The organism is Pseudomonas sp. 910_21 (assembly GCF_052850735.1).
Genome location: NZ_VXCY01000005.1, coordinates 386790 through 407833 on the forward strand (window position 1 = coordinate 386790; position 21044 = coordinate 407833).

Sequence of the window (21044 nt, forward strand, 5' to 3'; positions counted from 1 at the left end):
ATGCCATGCTGACCTGGTTACAACGCAACAAACTTGATTTCCCCCCATTGGAAAAGGCCATGCGCGAGCCCAACGGGCTGCTGGCTGCGGGCGGTGATCTGTCCGCCGATCGCTTGATTCAGGCTTATCGCCACGGCTGCTTCCCGTGGTTTTCCGAGGGGCAACCGATCCTCTGGTGGTCTCCCGATCCACGCACCGTGCTGCTGCCGGACGAACTGCATGTCTCCCGCAGCCTGGGCAAGCTGTTGCGCAAACAGCGCTATCAAGTGACGTTCGACCAGGACTTCGCTGCGGTCATCAGCGCTTGCGCAGCACCTCGGACTTATGCCGACGGCACCTGGATCAGCGAGGCGATGCAACAGGCCTATTTGCAATTGCATCAGCGCGGCTATGCCCACTCGGTGGAAGTCTGGGATCAAGGCACGCTGGTGGGAGGGCTGTACGGCCTGGCCATGGGCCAACTGTTTTTTGGCGAGTCGATGTTCAGCCGCGCCGACAACGCCTCGAAATTCGGATTCGCCACCCTGGTACAGCATCTGAAGGAATGGGGATTTGTATTGATCGACTGCCAGATGCCTACCGAGCATCTGCACAGCCTGGGTGCGCGCTCCATTTCCCGACCAGAGTTTGCCGGCTACCTCACGCGTCACCTGGATCAGCCGAGCCGCGCCATATGGGTTTCCTAGGCGGGTTTGACGGCAGTGGCTTACACTTAATTTCAAAGCTTATTCCGAGGGTTGACTCATGACCGAGTTGGCGCGCCTGAAGTTTTATGCCACTCAACCCCATTCTTGCAGCTACCTGCCCGACGAACAGGCCACTACCTTGTTCCTCGATCCCAGCCAGCCCATGGACGTGCATGTCTACGCAGATCTGTCGGAAATGGGATTTCGTCGCAGCGGCGATCACCTGTATCGGCCCCACTGCCAAAACTGCAACGCTTGCGTCCCGGCGCGCATTCCAGTGGCGCAGTTCCTGCCCAATCGTCAGCAAAAACGCATTCTCAAACGCAACAGCGACCTGAGCGTACAAGCGGCCAAACCTGGCTTTAGCGAAGAGTACTTCGACCTCTACCAACGCTACATCGAGCAACGCCACGCCGACGGCGACATGTTCCCCCCCAGCCGCGACCAGTTCTCGACCTTCCTGGTGCGCGACCTGCCGTTTTCCCGCTTCTATGAGTTCCGCCTGGAGGGGCGCCTGCTGGCGGTAGCCGTTACCGACCTGTTGCCCAACGGGCTCTCAGCGGTCTACACCTTCTATGAACCCGATGAAGAGCGTCGCAGCCTGGGGCGCTACGCGATCCTCTGGCAAATCGGCGAAACCCTGCGCCTGGGGCTGGACGCGGTGTACCTCGGCTACTGGATCAAGAACTGCAAAAAAATGAGCTACAAGACCCAATATCGCCCCATAGAGCTGCTGGTTAACCAGAGATGGGTGATCCTCAACTAGAAGGTCTTGGCTTAAACCCCACTTTTCGGGCACAATGCACGCCGCTTTTGCCTGGCGCAGTTGCACCGGGCCATTCATTGGACACCGAGGGCTTTACTGCATGTCGAAAGAAGACAGCTTCGAAATGGAAGGCACTGTCGTCGACACCCTGCCCAACACCATGTTTCGTGTGGAGTTGGAAAATGGGCACGTCGTAACCGCGCATATTTCCGGCAAGATGCGCAAGAACTACATTCGTATTCTTACCGGTGACAAAGTGCGCGTCGAGCTGACGCCCTATGACTTGAGCAAAGGGCGCATCACTTACCGCGCTCGCTAAGCAAGTCAATACAAGACGCCCGGTTATGCCGGGCGTTTTTGTTCGTCTGCAAAAAACTGTTCAAACCCCAGATAGCACAAAGGCACCCTCCGGTGCCTTTGGCGGTACTACTGCGTTACGCGGCCATCAAGCCATTTCCGCCGTGGTCTCGAAATCAAAGGTCAACTCGCCATCCTTGATGTCGATGTGTACCACACCGCCATGGTCGGACAATTCGCCAAACAGGATCTCCTCAGCCAGGGGACGCTTGATCTTGTCCTGGATCAAACGCGCCATTGGGCGTGCACCCATTGTCACGTCGTAACCACCGGCAGCCAGCCAGCTGCGAGCGGCATCGGTCACTTCCAGCTGCACGCGCTTGTCTTCCAACTGCGCTTGAAGCTCGGTAAGAAACTTGTCCACCACGCTCTTGATCACTTCATGACTCAGACGACCGAACTGGATAATGGTGTCCAGACGGTTGCGGAACTCCGGCGTGAAGCTCTTCTTGATCACTTCCATGGCATCGGAAGAGTGATCCTGATGAGTGAAACCGATAGAGGCTCGCGCCGCGGTTTCAGCACCGGCATTGGTGGTCATGATGACGATTACATTGCGGAAGTCCGCCTTGCGCCCGTTGTTGTCGGTCAGAGTGCCGTGATCCATCACCTGCAGCAGCAGGTTGAAGACTTCCGGATGCGCCTTCTCGATTTCATCAAGCAGCAATACGCAATGCGGCTGTTTGGTGATCGCCTCGGTCAGCAAGCCACCCTGGTCGAAACCGACATAGCCGGGAGGCGCACCAATCAAGCGCGATACGGTGTGCCGCTCCATGTACTCAGACATGTCGAAGCGCACCAACTCGATCCCCATGGCCTTGGCCAACTGCCGTGCCGCTTCGGTCTTGCCGACACCGGTAGGACCGGCGAACAGGAACGAACCCACAGGCTTGTCCGGAGACTTCAGGCCCGCACGGGACAACTTGATGGCGGTAGACAGCGAATCAATCGCCGCATCCTGGCCAAACACCGTCAACTTGAGATCGCGCTCAAGGTTGCGCAGCAGCTCTTTGTCGGAGCTGGTGACATGCTTAGGCGGAATACGGGCAATTTTCGCCACGATGTCCTCAACCTGAGCCACTTCGATGCGCTTCACGCGCTTCTCGGCCGGCTGCAGACGCTGGTAGGCACCCGCCTCGTCGATGACGTCGATGGCCTTGTCCGGCATATGCCGGTCATTGATGTAGCGCGAGGCCAGTTCCGCTGCGGCGCGCAGGGCTTCATCGCTGTATTCGATGCTGTGATGCTGCTCGAAACGACCTTTGAGACCGCGCAGGATACCAATGGTGTCCTCGACCGAGGGTTCGGACACATCGACCTTCTGGAAGCGCCGAGCCAGGGCCCGGTCTTTCTCGAAGATGCCACGAAATTCCTGGAAGGTGGTCGAACCGATACAACGGATATCACCCGAGGACAGGAGCGGCTTGAGCAGGTTCGAGGCATCCATTACCCCACCGGAAGCCGCACCGGCACCGATGATGGTATGAATCTCGTCGATGAACAGAATTGCCTGAGGACGCTTCTTCAACTCTCCCAGCAACGCCTTGAAGCGCTTCTCGAAGTCGCCACGGTATTTGGTACCCGCCAGCAACGCCCCGAGATCCAGGGAGTAGACAACGCTATTGGCCAACAGATCTGGAACCTGATTGTCGACAATACGTTTGGCCAAGCCTTCGGCAATGGCGGTCTTGCCCACACCCGCCTCACCTACCAATAACGGATTGTTCTTGCGACGACGAGCGAGGATCTGCGCAACGCGCTCTACCTCCTGCTCGCGGCCCACCAACGGATCAATCCGCCCTTGACGGGCCAGTTCATTGAGGTTGCTGGCATAGGCATCCAGAGGATTGCCCGAAGAAGACGACTCACCACCCTCTTCGTCCTGCATATCCTGTTCACCTTCAGAATGATCACCATGCCCAGGCACCTTGGAAATGCCATGGGCGATGTAATTGACCACATCGATACGGGCAACGCTCTGCTGTTTCAGCAGGAATACTGCCTGACTCTCTTGCTCACTGAAGATTGCCACCAGCACATTGGCGCCGGTGACTTCACGCTTGCCCGAGCTCTGTACGTGAAAGACAGCACGTTGCAGCACACGCTGGAAACCCAGGGTTGGCTGAGTCTCGCGATCCTCGTCATGCACAGGAATCAGCGGCGTGGTGGAGTCGATGAACTCCTGCAGGTCGTGCTTGAGTTTGTCGAGGTTTGCTCCGCAGGCACGTAAAACGGTGGCGGCGGCCTCATTATCCAAAAGAGCCAACAGAAGGTGCTCGACGGTCATGAATTCATGACGCTTCGAACGGGCCTCCTTGAAGGCGAGATTGAGGGTGACTTCGAGCTCGCGGTTTAACATAGCTTCACCTCATACCCAAGTGGTCGGCGTTAACCGTCCTTCTCGATTTCACAGAGTAGCGGATGCTGGCTTTCCCGGGCGTACTGGTTGACCTGCATGGCCTTGGTCTCGGCGATGTCGCGGGTAAACAATCCACACACTGCCCGTCCTTCGGTATGGACGGCCAGCATGACCTTGGTCGCCAGCTCGCGATTCAGGTTAAAAAACATCTCGAGCACTTCGACGACGAAATCCATCGGGGTGTAGTCATCGTTGAACAAAACCACCTTGTACATCGGCGGCGCCTGTAACGCAGGCTTAGCTTCCTGTACAGCCAAGCCAGCGGAATCGTCGTCGTGCAAGTCCGGGCGATCCTGATTGAATGTTAGTCGAATCTGGCTGATTGCATGCATGGAAAGAAAGGTTCGTCAGTTGTGCAAATACAGTGGTGGGGGCGCCCTGGATGGAATTCAACTCCGACCGCCGGGTCACCTTGACTATCGGCAAAACGGTGTTACAACCAATAGGGCCCACATTGGGTAATAAACGTCCGCGGCGTCAACCTTTTTACCAAGTTTGGCGGCGGATGAACTGGATGATACTCCAGTGATGGAGTCTGTTGCAGAGGGATATGAGTATGGCTAGCGGTAAGGTCAAGTGGTTCAACAATGCCAAGGGTTATGGCTTTATTAATGAGGAGGGCAAGACTGACGATCTCTTTGCCCATTACTCGGCCATCGATATGGATGGCTACAAGACCTTGAAAGCCGGACAGGCTGTGAGCTTCGAGATCATCCAAGGCCCCAAGGGGCTGCATGCGATCAAAATCAGCGCCTTGAAGGTGCCCGGCGAAATCGTCACCGCCGAGGTCCAGACTGAAAGCGCCCTGAGCTGATTGATACAACATCCAGTCATAAAAAAACCGGCCGACTCAAGGGATTGAGTCGGCCGGTTTGCTTTCAGCCCGGATTCGCTTACATGTGCGAGATCAGCGCATCACCGAATGCCGACGAAGACAGCAGGGTCGCCCCTTCCATCAGACGCTCGAAGTCATAGGTCACGGTCTTGGCCGAGATGGCGCCATTGGTGCCCTTGATGATCAGGTCGGCCGCTTCGGTCCAGCCCATGTGGCGCAGCATCATCTCCGCAGAGAGAATCAGCGAGCCTGGGTTGACCTGGTCCTTGCCGGCGTACTTGGGCGCGGTACCGTGGGTCGCTTCGAACATGGCCACGGTGTCGGACAGGTTGGCCCCCGGAGCGATACCGATACCACCGACTTCCGCCGCCAGGGCGTCGGACAGATAGTCACCATTGAGGTTGAGGGTCGCGATCACATCGTACTCGGCCGGGCGCAGCAGGATCTGCTGGAGCATGGCGTCAGCGATAGCATCCTTGACGATGACGTTCTTGCCGGTTTTCGGGTTCTTGAACTGCATCCAAGGGCCGCCGTCCAGCAAGGTTGCGCCGAACTCTTCAGCCGCCACTTCGTAGGCCCACTCTTTGAAGGCACCCTCGGTGAACTTCATGATGTTGCCTTTGTGGACGATGGTCAGCGAGTCGCGGTCGTTATCCACTACATATTGCAGCGCCTTGCGCGCCAGACGCTTGGTGCCCTGCAGGGAAACCGGCTTGACGCCGATGCCGCAGTTTTCGTCGAAACGGATCTTGGTGACGCCCATTTCTTCTTTAAGGAACTTGATGACCTTGGTGGCCTCTGCCGTACCGGCCTTCCACTCGATACCGGCGTAAATGTCTTCGGAGTTTTCACGGAAGATGGTCATGTCCACATCGCCAGGCTTTTTCACCGGGCTGGGCACGCCTTCGAACCAACGCACCGGGCGCAGGCATACATACAGGTCCAGCTGTTGACGCAGGGCCACGTTCAGGGAACGGATGCCACCACCGACCGGTGTGGTCAGCGGGCCCTTGATGGAAACCACGTAGTCCTTCACCGCGTCCAGGGTTTCCTGAGGCAGCCAGGTATCCTGGTCGTACACTTGAGTCGCTTTTTCCCCGGCATACACTTCCATCCAGGAAATCTTGCGTTCGCCGCCGTAAGCCTTCTTAACCGCAGCATCGACAACCTTGATCATGACCGGGCTGATATCAACACCAATACCGTCGCCTTCGATGAAAGGAATAATCGGGTTGTTAGGAACATTGAGAGAATGGTCTGCGTTGACGGTGATTTTGTCGCCGACTGCTGGAACCTGAATCTTCTTGTATCCCATGCTGAACTCCGTTGTGTGGATTGAACATCTGGCTGCGTTCGAGCGTAACCCAGTTGAATCTGGACGGGAACCTCATGTTCCACCCATATGCCGTGAAAGCTGCACAGTTCGCGGCCTACAAGCCTGAAAGCAAAGGGAAAAGTGCCAAAATCGAGCACCTCGAACGACTCTACGCCTGCACCCCGCCTGCGACCTTTAGACCAATGGACGAGAACGGGCACCTATGAAGCATCGGCGTTTTGCTAGCTACCTATGTATAATGCCGCCGCTGACCACAGAGTCACGACGGCCGAACGCTCTGCTACCGAATAAAACAAGCCGAGAATGGCCGCCCAAAGCCGGGTTGTTACCGCAGCCCACCCGCTTGACGCTCGACTGATGCACCCAACATCACCGCGAAGAAACCTCGACATTCGGCTCATGGATGACCTTTGAACGAAAGCGCTTACCCGGCGCACCTCGAGTTTCTGCGCACGCTTTAGCAAAGAAGAGAGTTAATCCGAATATGCCCACCCGCTCGAAGATCATCTACACCTTCACCGACGAAGCCCCGGCCCTCGCCACCTATTCCCTGCTGCCTATCGTAGAAGCCTTCACCGCTTCGGCTGATATCGCCGTGGAAACCCGCGACATCTCCCTGGCCGGCCGCATCCTCGCCAGCTTCCCTGAGCAGTTGGGTGCCAAAGCGGTACCGGACCACCTCGCCGAACTGGGCGAACTGGCGGTCACCCCGGAAGCCAACATCATCAAGCTGCCGAACATCAGCGCCTCGGTACCGCAACTGCAAGCCGCGATCAAAGAGCTCCAGGCCCTGGGCTATGCCCTGCCGGACTATCCCGAGACCGTCACCAGCGACGCCGACAAAGACGCCAAGGCCCGTTACGACAAGATCAAGGGCAGCGCCGTGAACCCGGTCCTGCGTGAAGGCAACTCCGACCGCCGCGCCCCGCTGTCGGTGAAGAACTACGCGCGCAAGCACCCGCACAAGATGGGCGCCTGGGCCAAGGACTCCAAGTCCCACGTTGCCCACATGAGCAACGGCGACTTCTACGGCAGCGAAAAAGCTGCCCTGATCGAAGGCGCAGACAGCGTTAAAATCGAGCTGATCGCTCAAGACGGCACTGCCACCGTCCTGAAGGAAAAGACCACCGTGCAAGCCGGTGAGATCCTCGATTGCGCAGTCATGAGCAAAAAGGCCCTGCGTGCCTTCATCGCCGCCGAAATCGAAGACGCCAAGAAGCAAGGCGTACTGCTGTCGGTGCACCTCAAAGCCACCATGATGAAAGTCTCCGACCCGATCATGTTCGGCCAGATCGTTGCCGAGTTCTATCAGGACGCCCTGAGCAAGCACGCCGCCGTGCTGCAAGAAATCGGCTTCAACCTGAATAACGGCATCGGCGACCTGTACGCCCGCATCAAGGCCCTGCCAGCCGACCAGCAAGCTGCGATCGAAGCCGACATCCAGGCCGTCTACGCAGCCCGCCCTGCCCTGGCCATGGTCAACTCCGACAAAGGCATCACCAACCTGCACGTGCCGAGCGACGTGATCGTCGACGCTTCGATGCCGGCCATGATCCGTGACTCCGGCAAGATGTGGGGCACCGACGGCCAGCTGCACGACACCAAGGCAGTGATCCCGGACCGTTGCTACGCCACCATCTACCAGGCGGTGATCGAAGACTGCAAAGCCAATGGCGCATTCGATCCGACCACCATGGGCAGCGTGCCGAACGTTGGCCTGATGGCGAAAAAAGCCGAAGAGTACGGCTCCCACGACAAGACTTTCGAAATCAAGGCTGACGGCGTGGTTCGCGTCACTGACGGCAAAGGCAGCCTGTTGCTGGAGCAGAAAGTCGAAGCCGGCGACATCTTCCGCATGTGCCAGACCAAAGACGCGCCGATCCAGGACTGGGTCAAGCTGGCGGTCAACCGTGCCCGCGCCAGCAGCACCCCGGCCATCTTCTGGCTGGACCCGATGCGCGCCCACGACGGCGTGATGATCGAGAAAGTTCAGGCCTACCTGAAGGATCACGACACCAGCGACCTGGACATCCGCATCATGTCTCCGGTCGACGCCATGAAGTTCACCCTGGCCCGCACCCGCGACGGCAAGGACACCATCTCGGTGACCGGCAACGTACTGCGCGACTACCTGACCGACCTGTTCCCGATCATGGAGCTGGGCACCAGCGCCAAGATGCTGTCGATCGTGCCGCTGATGAACGGTGGCGGCCTGTTCGAAACCGGCGCCGGCGGTTCGGCCCCGAAACACGTGCAGCAACTGCTGGAAGAGAACTTCCTGCGCTGGGATTCCCTGGGTGAGTTCCTGGCCCTGGCCGCCTCCCTGGAGCACCTGGGCAACACCTACAACAATCCGAAAGCCCTGGTACTGGCCAAGACCCTGGACCAGGCTACCGGCCAGTTCCTCGACAACAACAAGTCGCCATCGCGCAAAGTCGGCAACATCGACAACCGCGGTAGCCACTTCTACCTGGCGCTGTACTGGGCCCAAGCCCTGGCCGCCCAGACCGAGGACGCCGCCCTGCAAGCGCAGTTCAGCACCCTGGCCAAGACCCTGACAGAGAACGAAGCGACCATCGTCGCCGAGCTCAACGCGGTACAGGGCAAGCCCGTGGACATCGGCGGCTACTACAGCGCCAACCCTGAGCTGGTGAGCAAGGCCATGCGCCCGAGCGCCACCCTCAACGCAGCCATCGCTGCGCTGGTGTAAGCAGGACCGTCCTACACAAACCCCGGCCATGTGCCGGGGTTTGTGCTTATGGATTGCGCAGGAGCCGGCTGGCCGGCGAAATGCACCCACGCCAAACAGGCGGTGCTCGCTTCGCCGGCAAGCCGGCTCCTACAATGCTTACCCCTTATAAAAGGAGAGGCTTTATGGAATGGCAACCTCACATCACCGTCGCCACCATCGTCGAAGATCAGGGGCGCTTCCTGTTCGTCGAGGAGTACTCGGGCGAACAGGCCGTGCTCAATCAGCCTGCCGGGCACCTGGATGCCAATGAAAGCCTGCTCCAGGCGGCCATCCGCGAAACCCTGGAAGAAACCGGCTGGGGCGTGGAGCTAACCGGCGTGGTCGGCATCTACCTCTATACCGCCCCCAGCAACGGCGTGACCTACCAGCGCGTGTGCTTTGCCGCCAAGCCGCTGCGCCATCATCCGGACTATCAACTGGACGACGGCATCATCGGCCCCCGCTGGCTGACCCGCGAGCAACTGCTGGAACAACGGGCCAACTGGCGCAGCGAGCTGATCCTGCAGTGCCTGGACGATTACCTGGACGGCCAACTGCACAGCCTGGCGCTGATCCGACCAATGCTTTAACCGCAGTTTTAGCCTTGCAGGCCTCAGCCTGTTAGAATCGCGTCCTTTTTCAAGACACCCATTGAATTCCTATGCGTGATCCAGCCCCTTCTGACACCCAAAAGAAGCGCGTCATTGTCGGCATGTCCGGCGGCGTGGATTCTTCCGTTTCCGCCCTCCTGCTGATGGAGCAGGGATACCAGGTGGAAGGCCTGTTCATGAAGAACTGGGAGGAAGACGACGGAACCGAGTACTGCACCGCCATGGACGACCTGGCGGACGCCCAGGCCGTGTGCGACAAGCTTGGCATCAAGCTGCACACCGCCAACTTTGCCGCCGAGTACTGGGACAACGTGTTCGAGCACTTCCTGGCCGAATACAAGGCCGGCCGCACGCCGAACCCGGACATCCTCTGCAACCGCGAAATCAAGTTCAAGGCGTTCCTCGACTACGCCATGATGCTCGGCGCCGACTTGATTGCCACCGGGCACTATGTGCGTCGTCGCGACATCGACGGCCGCACCGAACTGCTCAAGGGCCTGGACCCAAACAAGGACCAGAGCTACTTCCTCCATGCCGTTGGCGGCGAGCAGATCGCCAAGACCCTGTTCCCGGTGGGCGAGCTGGAAAAACCCGAAGTGCGCGCCATCGCCGAGAAACACGACCTGGCTACCGCCAAGAAGAAAGACTCCACCGGCATCTGCTTTATCGGTGAGCGGCGCTTCAGCGACTTCCTCAAACAATACCTGCCAGCCCAGCCCGGCGAGATCAAGACTACCGAAGGTGAAGTCATCGGCCGCCATCACGGCCTGATGTACCACACCATCGGCCAGCGCCAGGGCCTGGGCATCGGCGGCCTGAAAGATGCCGGCGAAGAGCCGTGGTACGTGCTGATCAAGGACCTGGAGCACAACGAACTGATCGTTGGCCAGGGCAACGATCATCCCTGGTTGTTCTCCCGCGCCCTGCTGGCCTCCGACATCTATTGGGTCAGCCCCATCGACCTGAACCAGCCACGACGCCTGACCGCCAAGGTGCGCTACCGCCAGAGCGACCAGGCCTGCACCCTGGAAAAGACCGCCAACGGCTACCGCGCCACCTTCGACGATCCACAGCGCGCCGTGACACCCGGCCAGTCCGTGGTGTTCTACGACGGTGAAATCTGCCTTGGTGGCGGCGTCATCGAAGTGGCCGAACCCTGGAGCAGCAAGGACGTCCGTCCATGAGCCCGATTCAGGAGCAATTGACGGCGCTGGGTGGTGTATTCCTCGCAGCGGTGCTGGTGGACCGCATCGCCAAGACCGGCCAGGTCAGTGAAGCTGCCTTGAGCTGCATGCTCGGTAGCCTGCTGATTCGCGACCCGAAAGACACCCTGGAAGTCTACGGCGGCGACGACATCAACCTGCGCGAGGGCTACCGCGCCCTGATCGGCGCCCTGGAGCGCGACCCCAGCACCCTGCAACGCGAGCCCTTGCGCTACGCGCTCTCGATGCTCGGCCTGGAGCGTCAGCTGGCCAAGCGCGACGACCTGCTGGAAACCATTGGCAAGCGCCTGCCGCAGATCCAGTCCCAGGTCGAACACTTCGGCCCGGCCCACGAAAACGTCATTGCCGCGTGCGGCGGGCTGTATCAGGACACCCTGAGCACCCTGCGCCAGCGTATCCAAGTCCACGGCGACATGCGCAACCTGCAGCAACCGAGCAACGCCTCGAAGATCCGCGCCCTGCTGCTGGCCGGCATTCGTTCGGCGCGCCTATGGCGCCAGTTGGGCGGCCATCGCTGGCAACTGGTGATCAGCCGGCGCAAATTGCTTAAAGAGCTGTATCCGTTGATGCGCAGCAGCTGAGCTGCGCCTGATTTTTCAAGAGCTGCGCGTAAGACGCTGGTCAGTTGGCAACGGACCTGCGGATATTTTCATGTATGATACGCGCCCCATTTCGTTGCCCGACTGTCCGAGAACACCCCATGCAGCTCTCTTCGCTCACTGCGGTTTCCCCTGTTGACGGCCGCTACGCCGGCAAAACCCAGGCCCTGCGCCCCATTTTCAGCGAATACGGCCTGATCCGTGCTCGCGTCCTCGTTGAAGTGCGCTGGCTCCAACGCCTGGCCGCCCATAGCGCCATCAGCGAAGTGCCGGCGTTCTCCGCCGAAGCCAACGCTGTCCTCAATGCCCTGGCAGAGAACTTCTCCCTGGAGCACGCCGAGCGCGTCAAAGAGATCGAGCGCACCACCAACCACGACGTCAAGGCCATCGAGTACCTGCTCAAGGAACAAGCCGCCAAGCTGCCTGAGCTGGCCAACGTCAGTGAATTCATCCACTTCGCCTGCACCAGCGAGGACATCAACAACCTGTCCCACGCCCTGATGCTGCGCGAAGGCCGTGATGAAGTAATGCTGCCGCTGATGCGCCAGACCGCCAACGCCATCCGTGAACTGGCGATCCGTTTCGCCGAAGTGCCGATGCTCTCGCGTACTCACGGTCAGCCGGCCTCCCCGACCACCCTGGGCAAAGAACTGGCCAACGTCGTGTACCGCCTGGAGCGTCAGATCGCTCAGGTCGCTGCCGTGCCGCTGCTGGGCAAGATCAACGGCGCCGTGGGCAACTACAACGCCCACCTGTCGGCCTACCCGGACATCGACTGGGAAGCCAACGCCCGCGCCTTCATCGAAGACGAACTGGGCCTGGCCTTCAACCCCTACACCACGCAGATCGAGCCGCACGACTACATCGCCGAGCTGTTCGACGCCATCGCCCGCTTCAACACCATCCTGATCGACTTCGATCGCGATATCTGGGGCTACATCTCCCTGGGCTACTTCAAGCAGCGCACCATTGCCGGCGAAATCGGTTCCTCGACCATGCCGCACAAGGTCAACCCGATCGACTTCGAAAACTCCGAAGGCAACCTGGGGATCGCCAACGCCCTGTTCCAGCATCTGGCGAGCAAGCTGCCGATCTCCCGCTGGCAGCGCGACCTGACCGACTCCACCGTACTGCGCAACCTGGGCGTGGGCTTTGCTCACAGCGTGATTGCCTACGAAGCCAGCCTCAAGGGCATCAGCAAACTGGAGCTCAACGCCCAGAAGATCGCTGAAGACCTGGACGCTTGCTGGGAAGTCCTGGCCGAGCCGATCCAGACCGTGATGCGTCGCTACAACATCGAAAACCCTTACGAAAAACTCAAGGAACTGACCCGCGGCAAGGGCATCAGCCCTGAAGCGCTGCAGACTTTCATCGACGGGCTGGACATGCCTGCCGCGGCCAAGGCCGAGCTGAAGAAGCTCACCCCGGCCAGCTACATCGGCAATGCCGTGGCCCAGGCCAAGCGTATCTGACCGATTGCTCGACCTTTTGACGCCCGGCCGCGCCGGGCGTTTTTATTCATGCTAGAAAAGTGCACTTTTTCAATAGGTTACACATGAATCCTGATATTCCACTTCAACTTCTGGGCGGCATCACTGCACGGGAATTTCTGCGTGACTACTGGCAGAAGAAGCCCCTGCTGATCCGTCAGGCCCTGCCTGACTTCGAAAGCCCGATCGAACCCGACGAACTGGCCGGCCTGGCCCTGGAAGAAGAAGTCGAATCGCGCCTGGTGATCGAGAACGGCGAGCGCCCCTGGGAGCTGCGTCGCGGCCCCTTCGCCGAAGACGAGTTCAGCAAGCTGCCGGAACGCGACTGGACCCTGCTGGTCCAGGCCGTGGACCAGTTCGTACCGGAAGTCGCCGAGTTGCTGGAACACTTCCGCTTCCTGCCGAGCTGGCGCATCGACGATGTGATGATCAGCTTCGCCGCACCTGGCGGTAATGTCGGTCCGCACTTCGACAACTACGACGTGTTCCTGCTGCAGGGCCACGGTAAGCGCAACTGGAAGATCGGCCAGATGTGCGACTCCGAAAGCCCGCTGCTGCAGCACGCGGACCTGCGCATCCTCGCCGAATTCGAAGAGACCGAAAGCTGGGTCCTGGAGCCGGGTGACATGCTCTACCTGCCACCGCGCCTGGCTCACTACGGCGTCGCGGTGAATGACTGCATGACCTACTCGGTGGGCTTCCGCGCTCCAAGCGCCGCCGAAGTGCTGACCCACTTCACCGACTTCCTCGGCCAGTTCCTGCCGGACGAAGATCGCTACACCGATGCCGACGTGCAGCCGGCCAGCGACCCGCACCAGATCCAGCAGGACGCCCTCGATCGCCTCAAGGGCCTGCTGGCCGAGCACATGAGCGACGAGCGCCTGCTGCTGACCTGGTTCGGCCAATTCATGACCGAGCCACGCTACCCGGAACTGGTGGTCGGCCCGGAACTGGAAGAGGACGACCTGCTGGGCAGCCTGGAACAGGGCGCTATCCTGATCCGCAATCCAAGCGCGCGCCTGGCCTGGTCGGAAGTGGATGAAGACCTGCTGCTGTTCGCCAGCGGCCAAAGTCGCCTGCTTCCCGGTAAACTGCGCGAGCTGCTGAAAATGATTTGCGCCGCTGACGCCCTGCATATCGACAACCTCGGCCCCTGGCTGGCGGATGAAGATGGGCGCGGCCTGCTGTGTGAACTGGTCAAGCAAGGGAGCCTGGGGTTTGCCGATGAATAAGATTCACGTACGTGTCGCAGACTGGCAAAAGGATAACGCCGAGATCCGGCGCATTCGTGAAGCAGTGTTCATTGCCGAACAATCCGTTCCACCCGAGCTGGAGTGGGACGCCGACGACGACAGCGCCGTGCACTTCCTGGCCTTCGAGGGTGATTTCCCTATCGGAACCGCACGCTTGCTGCCGGACGGCCATGTCGGCCGGGTCTCGGTGCTCAAGGACTGGCGCGGCCTCAAGGTCGGCGATGCGCTGATGCGCGCAGTGATCGACGAAGCCGAGAAACGCGGCCTGAAGCAACAGATGCTCAGCGCCCAGGTCCAGGCCACGCCGTTCTACGAGCGCCTGGGCTTCTCGATTGTCAGCGAGGAATTCCTCGAAGCGGGAATCCCCCACGTCGACATGGTTCGCGGCGCCTGACCGACCAGCCCTAGCGGCAATCGCCAGAACGAACGCCCCGCCATCCCCTTGCACCCACCCGGCGCAAGACCAGGATGCCGGGGCGTTTTGCCGTCTAGGATTCAACTTGCCCCACCCAAAGCCGACAAAGTGTCAAACTCAAGGCTTTACGCCAGCTACTCCCGGAGATAACGGATATGTCCCTACGCACCTTGCTCACGACGCTGCTGCTGACCTTCAGCTGCTCGGTCATGGCCGCCACCGAGATCGTGCCCCTCAACAACCGCACCAGCGCCGACCTGCTGCCGGTGGCGCAGAACTTTCTTGGCAAGGACGGCAAGGTCAGCGCCTATGGCAACCAACTGATCGTCAATGCCGAACCGGGCAAGATCGCCGAACTGCGGGCTTTCATTGCGCAATTGGATACGGCGGCCAAGCGCCTGCTGATCACCGTCGACACCAATGAAAACAACTTCCAGGACAATCAGGGCTATTCGGTCAACGGCGCGCCTCAGACCCGAATCATCAATCGCAGCACCGAGAGCCGCGATGGCGGCATCCAACAGGTCCAGGCCAGCGAAGGCGTGCCGGCGCTGATCCAGGTAGGCCAGAGCGTCCCCCTGACCACCACCCAGACCGATCCCTACGGTCGCCTGCAAAACCAGACTCAATACCGCAACGTCACCCAGGGCTTTTACGTGACGGCCAGCGTGACCGGCGAGACCGTGCACCTGAGCATCAGCACCAACCGTGACCGCATGAGCCAGGAACGTCCCGATGTAGTGAACGTGCAAAGTACCGACACAACTGTCAGCGGGCGCCTCGGCGAGTGGATCACCCTGGCCGGGGTCAATCGCCAGACCCAGGCCGACAAACAGGCCCCGGGCCGCAGCTACTCGACTCAAGGGCGGGATGACATGACCTTGCGAGTCAAGGTCGACGCCTTGGACTAAAGCACCAAAAACTGACTGATTAGTCGTATTAGACCAAAGATGTAGTGCCACAAAAAAAGCACTACAAAACATTTGACGAGCCCAAAAACCGCGGGCATGATGGCCTCGCTCCCGCTAATCAGGGGCCCTGGCAAGGGCCTTCGGATCGCCGCTCTAACCTACCCACCTGAGCCGATTCGTGTCTGTACTGCCCACAAGGTGTGTTTGACGAGATTGCGACTGGAACGAAGTTGTCCCGAGGGACGGAAGCGTAATTAGGTCGATCGGCAACACACTGATGGAACGCACCAAGGCCCACGACGCCCGCATGCGCACCGCAGCTCGCCTTCACCTGCTCACTTTCCCCTCGAGCCCATCGTTCACCCGTCGCCATCCCCGCCAGACCCGACTTGACCACCTAAGCTTCCTGGTCAGCGAGCAGCCTTCCACGCAACGTTATGCTGCGTGATCGGCGGAGCCGGAATTCTCCAACCAAGAACGACTTTTTACACAAGACGCGACGAGGTTTATCTCCATGGCACTGACACGCGAACAGCAAATTGCAGCCCTTGAAAAAGACTGGGCTGAAAACCCGCGCTGGAAAGGCGTGACTCGCACTTACTCCGCTGCCGACGTGGTCCGTCTGCGTGGCTCGGTCCAACCCGAGCACACCCTGGCACGCATGGGCGCCGAGAAGCTCTGGAACCTGGTCACCCAAGGCGCCAAGCCGTCCTTCCGTCCTGAGAAAGATTTCGTCAACTGCATGGGCGCCCTGACCGGCGGCCAGGCTGTACAACAAGTCAAAGCGGGGATCCAGGCGATCTACCTGTCCGGCTGGCAAGTGGCTGCGGACAACAACTCCGCCGAATCCATGTACCCCGACCAGTCGCTGTACCCGGTGGACTCGGTTCCGACCGTGGTCAAGCGCATCAACAACTCGTTCCGTCGTGCCGACCAGATCCAGTGGAAAGCCGGCAAGAACCCGGGCGACGACGGCTACATCGACTACTTCGCACCGATCGTGGCTGACGCTGAAGCCGGTTTCGGCGGCGTGCTGAACGCTTACGAGCTGATGAAGAGCATGATCGAAGCAGGCGCCGCTGGCGTTCACTTCGAAGACCAGCTGGCTTCCGTGAAGAAGTGCGGCCACATGGGCGGCAAGGTACTGGTTCCGACTCAGGAAGCCGTACAGAAGCTGACCGCTGCCCGTCTGGCGGCCGACGTTGCCGGCGTACCGACCATCATCCTGGCCCGTACCGACGCCAACGCTGCTGACCTGCTGACTTCGGACTGCGACCCGTACGACCAGCCGTTCGTGACTGGCACCCGCACTCAGGAAGGCTTCTACAAAGTAAAAGCCGGCCTGGATCAAGCGATCGCCCGCGGCCTGGCTTACGCTCCGTACGCCGACCTGATCTGGTGCGAAACCGCCAAGCCGGACCTGGACGAAGCCCGTCGTTTCGCCGAAGCGATCAAGAAGGAATACCCGGACCAGATCCTGTCGTACAACTGCTCGCCTTCCTTCAACTGGAAGAAGAACCTGGACGACGCAACCATCGCCAAGTTCCAGCGCGAACTGTCCGCCATGGGTTACAAGCACCAGTTCATCACCCTGGCCGGCATCCACAACATGTGGCACAGCATGTTCAACCTGGCGCACGACTACGCCCGCAACGACATGACCGCCTACGTGAAACTGCAAGAGCAGGAATTCGCTGACGCCGCCAAAGGCTACACCTTCGTGGCTCACCAGCAGGAAGTGGGCACCGGCTACTTCGACGACATGACCACCGTGATCCAGGGTGGTTCGTCCTCGGTAACCGCTCTGACCGGCTCCACCGAAGAAGAGCAGTTCCACTGATTCCAGGCCTCGTGCCTTGATCGAGCGGCCAATGCAGACCCGCTAAAAACAACTGCATTGCTGTAAAGCTGACGCCCCGACCTGGTTCGGGGCGTTTTTTTTGCACCCCCACCCGTAGGAGCCGGCTTGCCGGCGAAGCGGGCTCCCCGCAACACCCACCCTCCCACTGGCCGGAAAATTCAGCGTCAAGCCGACTGCTGCGCAAAAGCCGACAAAAAATTGATCCAGAGCGGTGTTACCCGTAGCGAAACAGGTTAAAAGGTGCGCCCCTGCTACTTGCAGTAACAGGGATATAACAAGCAACTTTCCCACTCCCCGAAGGAAAGCAGATTAAAACAACCTCCAAACAATATTGATTATCATTTAGACGCTGTAACTTTCGTTGCAGCAGCAACAAAACATAATTAACAAAACCTCCCCTAATGCCCACAGGCCGCGGCTTACGGGGCTACAGGGGTGAGCTATGTCCTTATTACGATAAACAATTTCGCTTTAGAAATTTTACTTGCCCGGTGTTTAGCCATAAAATCAGCGCGATTGATTGCGCTGCGACATATCGTCACTGCTTTATTTCTTTATCAAGCTCAGAGACTCTTGCTCTCTGTTAAGGATTACCAGCATGCCCGAAGCGACAGGACTCATGGCCCACAACTGGGGCTTTGCCATTTTCCTTCTGGGTGTTGTCGGCCTTTGCGCCTTCATGCTCGGCGTCTCCAGCCTCCTCGGGTCAAAAGCCTGGGGCCGCAGCAAAAACGAACCGTTCGAGTCCGGCATGCTACCTACCGGTGGCGCCCGCTTGCGGCTCTCAGCCAAATTCTATCTGGTCGCGATGCTCTTCGTGATCTTCGATATCGAAGCCCTATTTCTCTTTGCCTGGTCTGTGTCCGTCCGCGAAAGCGGCTGGACCGGATTCGTCGAAGCTCTCGTTTTCATAGCAATTCTGTTGGCAGGTCTTGTCTACCTTTGGCGAGTGGGGGCTCTTGACTGGGCTCCGGAAGGTCGTCGTAAGCGGCAGGCGAAGCTAAAACAATGAGGCTTTGGCGATGCAATACAATCTCACCAGGATCGACCCCGATGCTCCTAACGATCAGTACCCGATCGGCGAACGGGAAACCGTTTCCGATCCGTTAGAGGATCAGGTCCACAAAAACATCTTCATGGGCAAGCTGGAAGACGTGCTGAGCGGCGCGGTCAACTGGGGGCGTAAGAACTCCCTGTGGCCGTACAACTTCGGTCTGTCCTGCTGCTACGTGGAAATGACCACTGCCTTCACGGCGCCCCACGACATCGCGCGCTTTGGCGCCGAGGTTATCCGGGCATCGCCGCGTCAGGCAGATTTCATGGTTATTGCCGGCACCTGCTTCATCAAGATGGCGCCGATCATCCAGCGTCTCTATGAGCAAATGCTCGAGCCAAAATGGGTTATCTCCATGGGTTCGTGCGCCAACTCCGGCGGCATGTACGACATCTACTCCGTAGTTCAGGGGGTGGACAAGTTCCTGCCCGTGGACGTCTACGTACCTGGCTGCCCGCCCCGCCCTGAGGCATTCCTGCAAGGCTTGATGCTCTTGCAAGAGTCCATTGGCCAGGAGCGTCGCCCACTTTCCTGGGTCGTCGGTGATCAAGGCGTGTACCGCGCCGAAATGCCGTCGCAAAAGGAGCAGCGCCGCGAACAGCGTATTCAGGTCACCAACCTGCGCAGCCCTGACGAAGTCTGATCCAGATCTGTTCTCACGAAGAAACGACACTGGTTTCACTCTTTACGTTGACCGAAAGCGATAAAAAACCATGACTACAGGCAGTGCTCTGTACATCCCGCCTTATAAGGCTGACGACCAGGATGTGGTCGTCGAACTCAATAACCGTTTTGGCCCTGAGGCGTTCACCGCCCAGGCCACCCGCACCGGCATGCCGGTGCTGTGGGTTACTCGCTCCAAACTCGTTGAAGTCCTGACCTTCCTGCGCAACCTGCCCAAGCCGTACGTCATGCTCTATGACCTGCATGGCGTAGACGAGCGCCTGCGCACCAAGCGCCAAGGCCTGCCGGGTGCCGATTTCAGCGTGTTCTACCACTTGCTGTCGATCGAACGTAACAGCGACGTGATGATCAAGGTGGCCCTGTCCGAAGGCGACCTCAGCCTGCCGACCGTGACCGGTATCTGGCCCAACGCCAACTGGTACGAACGTGAAGTCTGGGACATGTTCGGCATCGACTTTGCCGGCCACCCTCACCTTTCGCGGATCATGATGCCGCCGACCTGGGAAGGTCACCCGCTGCGCAAGGACTTCCCGGCCCGCGCCACCGAGTTCGACCCGTTCAGCCTGACCCTGGCCAAGCAGCAGCTGGAAGAGGAAGCCGCGCGCTTCCGTCCGGAAGACTGGGGCATGAAGCGTTCCGGTGCCAATGAGGACTATATGTTCCTCAACCTGGGCCCGAACCACCCTTCGGCCCACGGTGCCTTCCGCATCATCCTGCAGCTGGACGGTGAAGAGATCGTCGACTGTGTACCGGACATCGGCTACCACCACCGTGGTGCCGAGAAAATGGCCGAGCGTCAGTCCTGGCACAGCTTCATCCCTTACACCGACCGTATCGATTACCTCGGCGGGGTGATGAACAACCTGCCGTACGTGCTGTCGGTCGAGAAGCTGGCCGGCATCAAGGTACCGGAGAAGGTCGACGTCATCCGCATCATGATGGCCGAGTTCTTCCGCATCACCAGCCACCTGCTGTTCCTGGGTACCTACATCCAGGACGTCGGTGCCATGACCCCGGTGTTCTTCACCTTCACCGACCGTCAGCGTGCCTACACCGTGATCGAAGCCATCACCGGCTTCCGTCTGCACCCGGCCTGGTACCGCATCGGCGGCGTCGCCCACGACCTGCCCCGCGGCTGGGAAAAACTGGTCAAGGACTTCGTCGAATGGCTGCCCAAGCGCCTCGACGAGTACACCAAGGCTGCCCTGCAGAACAGCATCCTCAAGGGTCGGACCATCGGCGTTGCCGCCTACAACACCAAGGAAGCCCTGGAGTGGGGCGTCACCGGTGCCGGCCTGCGTTCCACCGGTTGCGATTTCGACCTGCGCAAGGCTCGTCCGTACTCCGGCTACGAGAACTTCGAGTTCGAAGTGCCGCTGGCTGCCAACGGCGACGCCTATGACCGCTGCATGGTTCGCGTCGAAGAGATGCGCCAGAGCATCAAGATCATCGACCAGTGCCTGCGCAACATGCCGGAAGGCCCGTACAAGGCGGATCACCCGCTGACCACGCCGCCGCCGAAAGAGCGCACCCTGCAGCACATCGAAACCTTGATCACGCACTTCCTGCAGGTTTCGTGGGGCCCGGTGATGCCGGCCAACGAATCCTTCCAGATGATCGAAGCGACCAAGGGCATCAACAGTTATTACCTGACGAGCGATGGCGGCACCATGAGCTACCGCACCCGGATTCGCACCCCAAGCTTCCCGCACCTGCAGCAGATCCCTTCGGTGATCCGCGGCAGCATGGTCGCGGACTTGATCGCGTACCTGGGTAGTATCGACTTCGTTATGGCCGACGTGGACCGCTAAGC

General features: G+C 59.6%; 19 protein-coding genes. 16 read left to right on the top strand and 3 right to left on the bottom strand.

All coding sequences use genetic code 11. From position 1 onward, the window contains the following. Window positions 1-5 precede the first annotated feature (5 nt). The 3 genes from aat to infA all read left to right on the top strand — a co-directional run bounded on the left by aat (window position 6) and on the right by infA (window position 1771). Entirely contained in the window at window positions 6-686 is a 681-nt protein-coding gene (aat, locus tag FW796_RS18410) for a leucyl/phenylalanyl-tRNA--protein transferase (protein ID WP_346635082.1), read from the top strand. 58 nt (window positions 687-744) lie between these two features. Beyond that, entirely contained in the window at window positions 745-1452 is a 708-nt protein-coding gene (locus FW796_RS18415; protein ID WP_346635083.1) for an arginyltransferase, read from the top strand. 100 nt (window positions 1453-1552) lie between these two features. After that, window positions 1553-1771 carry a translation initiation factor IF-1 gene (gene infA / locus FW796_RS18420; RefSeq protein WP_002553999.1) on the top strand — a complete coding sequence of 73 codons (219 nt, stop codon included), beginning with the start codon at window positions 1553-1555 and terminating at the stop codon, window positions 1769-1771. Window positions 1772-1897: 126 nt separating this feature from the next. Here infA and clpA read toward each other — a convergent pair whose 3' ends face one another. Next, window positions 1898-4168: an ATP-dependent Clp protease ATP-binding subunit ClpA gene (gene clpA, locus FW796_RS18425; protein WP_346635084.1), complete on the bottom strand. Its 2271-nt coding sequence runs from the start codon at window positions 4166-4168 to the stop codon at window positions 1898-1900. 29 nt (window positions 4169-4197) lie between these two features. Then, a complete protein-coding gene (gene clpS, locus FW796_RS18430; RefSeq protein ID WP_011062173.1) occupies window positions 4198-4560 on the bottom strand; it encodes an ATP-dependent Clp protease adapter ClpS in 363 nt (120 codons plus the stop codon). 224 nt (window positions 4561-4784) lie between these two features. Here clpS and cspD point away from each other — a divergent pair, with 224 nt between their 5' ends. Continuing rightward, window positions 4785-5042, top strand: a complete 258-nt coding sequence (cspD, locus tag FW796_RS18435) for a cold shock domain-containing protein CspD (RefSeq protein ID WP_102864728.1) — start codon at window positions 4785-4787, stop codon at window positions 5040-5042. A gap of 79 nt (window positions 5043-5121) precedes the next feature. Here cspD and icd read toward each other — a convergent pair whose 3' ends face one another. After that, a complete protein-coding gene (gene icd, locus FW796_RS18440; protein ID WP_102864727.1) occupies window positions 5122-6378 on the bottom strand; it encodes an NADP-dependent isocitrate dehydrogenase in 1257 nt (418 codons plus the stop codon). A 505-nt stretch (window positions 6379-6883) separates the two neighbouring features. Between icd and FW796_RS18445 the strand changes: the two genes are divergently transcribed. From FW796_RS18445 to nuoC, 12 genes are all read left to right on the top strand, one after another. Further along, window positions 6884-9109: an NADP-dependent isocitrate dehydrogenase gene (locus FW796_RS18445; RefSeq protein WP_446439734.1), complete on the top strand. Its 2226-nt coding sequence runs from the start codon at window positions 6884-6886 to the stop codon at window positions 9107-9109. Between the two features lie 164 nt (window positions 9110-9273). Continuing rightward, entirely contained in the window at window positions 9274-9720 is a 447-nt protein-coding gene (locus FW796_RS18450; RefSeq protein WP_446439735.1) for an NUDIX hydrolase, read from the top strand. Window positions 9721-9791: 71 nt separating this feature from the next. Continuing rightward, the gene (gene mnmA / locus FW796_RS18455) at window positions 9792-10925 is read left to right on the top strand and encodes a tRNA 2-thiouridine(34) synthase MnmA (protein ID WP_446439736.1); all 1134 of its coding nucleotides are present in this window, start codon (window positions 9792-9794) and stop codon (window positions 10923-10925) included. After that, window positions 10922-11545: a high frequency lysogenization protein HflD gene (hflD, locus tag FW796_RS18460; protein ID WP_011062179.1), complete on the top strand. Its 624-nt coding sequence runs from the start codon at window positions 10922-10924 to the stop codon at window positions 11543-11545. Before mnmA ends, hflD begins: the two co-directional genes overlap by 4 nt. Window positions 11546-11664: 119 nt before the next feature. Beyond that, window positions 11665-13035, top strand: coding sequence for an adenylosuccinate lyase (gene purB, locus FW796_RS18465; protein WP_110723301.1), 1371 nt, complete (start codon window positions 11665-11667; stop codon window positions 13033-13035). An 83-nt stretch (window positions 13036-13118) separates the two neighbouring features. Beyond that, entirely contained in the window at window positions 13119-14285 is a 1167-nt protein-coding gene (locus FW796_RS18470; protein ID WP_346635087.1) for a ribosomal protein uL16 3-hydroxylase, read from the top strand. Next, window positions 14278-14700, top strand: a complete 423-nt coding sequence (locus FW796_RS18475) for a GNAT family N-acetyltransferase (protein WP_016964775.1) — start codon at window positions 14278-14280, stop codon at window positions 14698-14700. The genes FW796_RS18470 and FW796_RS18475 overlap by 8 nt, the downstream gene beginning before the upstream one ends. A 176-nt stretch (window positions 14701-14876) precedes the next feature. Continuing rightward, window positions 14877-15632: a secretin N-terminal domain-containing protein gene (locus FW796_RS18480; RefSeq protein WP_346635088.1), complete on the top strand. Its 756-nt coding sequence runs from the start codon at window positions 14877-14879 to the stop codon at window positions 15630-15632. A 514-nt stretch (window positions 15633-16146) separates the two neighbouring features. Beyond that, on the top strand, window positions 16147-17472 hold the full coding sequence (gene aceA / locus FW796_RS18485) for an isocitrate lyase (protein ID WP_025126589.1): 1326 nt from the start codon (window positions 16147-16149) through the stop codon (window positions 17470-17472). Window positions 17473-18091: 619 nt separating this feature from the next. Next, complete coding sequence (locus FW796_RS18490) at window positions 18092-18505, top strand: NADH-quinone oxidoreductase subunit A (protein ID WP_011062185.1); 414 nt, start codon at window positions 18092-18094, stop codon at window positions 18503-18505. Window positions 18506-18515: 10 nt separating this feature from the next. Further along, window positions 18516-19190, top strand: coding sequence for a NuoB/complex I 20 kDa subunit family protein (locus FW796_RS18495; protein WP_011062186.1), 675 nt, complete (start codon window positions 18516-18518; stop codon window positions 19188-19190). Between the two features lie 70 nt (window positions 19191-19260). After that, window positions 19261-21042, top strand: a complete 1782-nt coding sequence (gene nuoC / locus FW796_RS18500; RefSeq protein ID WP_346635089.1) for an NADH-quinone oxidoreductase subunit C/D — start codon at window positions 19261-19263, stop codon at window positions 21040-21042. Window positions 21043-21044: the final 2 nt, after the last annotated feature.

Bases quoted from the DNA above. Each gene is read 5' to 3' on its own strand.
- hflD (WP_011062179.1), top strand. From the start codon at position 10,922: ATGAGCCCGATTCAGGAGCAATTGACGGCGCTGGGTGGTGTATTCCTC.
- FW796_RS18490 (WP_011062185.1), top strand. From the start codon at position 18,092: ATGCCCGAAGCGACAGGACTCATGGCCCACAACTGGGGCTTTGCCATT.
- FW796_RS18480 (WP_346635088.1), top strand. From the start codon at position 14,877: ATGTCCCTACGCACCTTGCTCACGACGCTGCTGCTGACCTTCAGCTGC.
- mnmA (WP_446439736.1), top strand. From the start codon at position 9,792: ATGCGTGATCCAGCCCCTTCTGACACCCAAAAGAAGCGCGTCATTGTC.
- purB (WP_110723301.1), top strand. From the start codon at position 11,665: ATGCAGCTCTCTTCGCTCACTGCGGTTTCCCCTGTTGACGGCCGCTAC.
- FW796_RS18495 (WP_011062186.1), top strand. From the start codon at position 18,516: ATGCAATACAATCTCACCAGGATCGACCCCGATGCTCCTAACGATCAG.
- FW796_RS18475 (WP_016964775.1), top strand. From the start codon at position 14,278: ATGAATAAGATTCACGTACGTGTCGCAGACTGGCAAAAGGATAACGCC.
- nuoC (WP_346635089.1), top strand. From the start codon at position 19,261: ATGACTACAGGCAGTGCTCTGTACATCCCGCCTTATAAGGCTGACGAC.
- FW796_RS18470 (WP_346635087.1), top strand. From the start codon at position 13,119: ATGAATCCTGATATTCCACTTCAACTTCTGGGCGGCATCACTGCACGG.
- clpS (WP_011062173.1), bottom strand. From the start codon at position 4,560: ATGCATGCAATCAGCCAGATTCGACTAACATTCAATCAGGATCGCCCG.
- clpA (WP_346635084.1), bottom strand. From the start codon at position 4,168: ATGTTAAACCGCGAGCTCGAAGTCACCCTCAATCTCGCCTTCAAGGAG.
- FW796_RS18445 (WP_446439734.1), top strand. From the start codon at position 6,884: ATGCCCACCCGCTCGAAGATCATCTACACCTTCACCGACGAAGCCCCG.
- aceA (WP_025126589.1), top strand. From the start codon at position 16,147: ATGGCACTGACACGCGAACAGCAAATTGCAGCCCTTGAAAAAGACTGG.
- FW796_RS18415 (WP_346635083.1), top strand. From the start codon at position 745: ATGACCGAGTTGGCGCGCCTGAAGTTTTATGCCACTCAACCCCATTCT.
- FW796_RS18450 (WP_446439735.1), top strand. From the start codon at position 9,274: ATGGAATGGCAACCTCACATCACCGTCGCCACCATCGTCGAAGATCAG.
- infA (WP_002553999.1), top strand. From the start codon at position 1,553: ATGTCGAAAGAAGACAGCTTCGAAATGGAAGGCACTGTCGTCGACACC.
- icd (WP_102864727.1), bottom strand. From the start codon at position 6,378: ATGGGATACAAGAAGATTCAGGTTCCAGCAGTCGGCGACAAAATCACC.
- aat (WP_346635082.1), top strand. From the start codon at position 6: ATGCTGACCTGGTTACAACGCAACAAACTTGATTTCCCCCCATTGGAA.
- cspD (WP_102864728.1), top strand. From the start codon at position 4,785: ATGGCTAGCGGTAAGGTCAAGTGGTTCAACAATGCCAAGGGTTATGGC.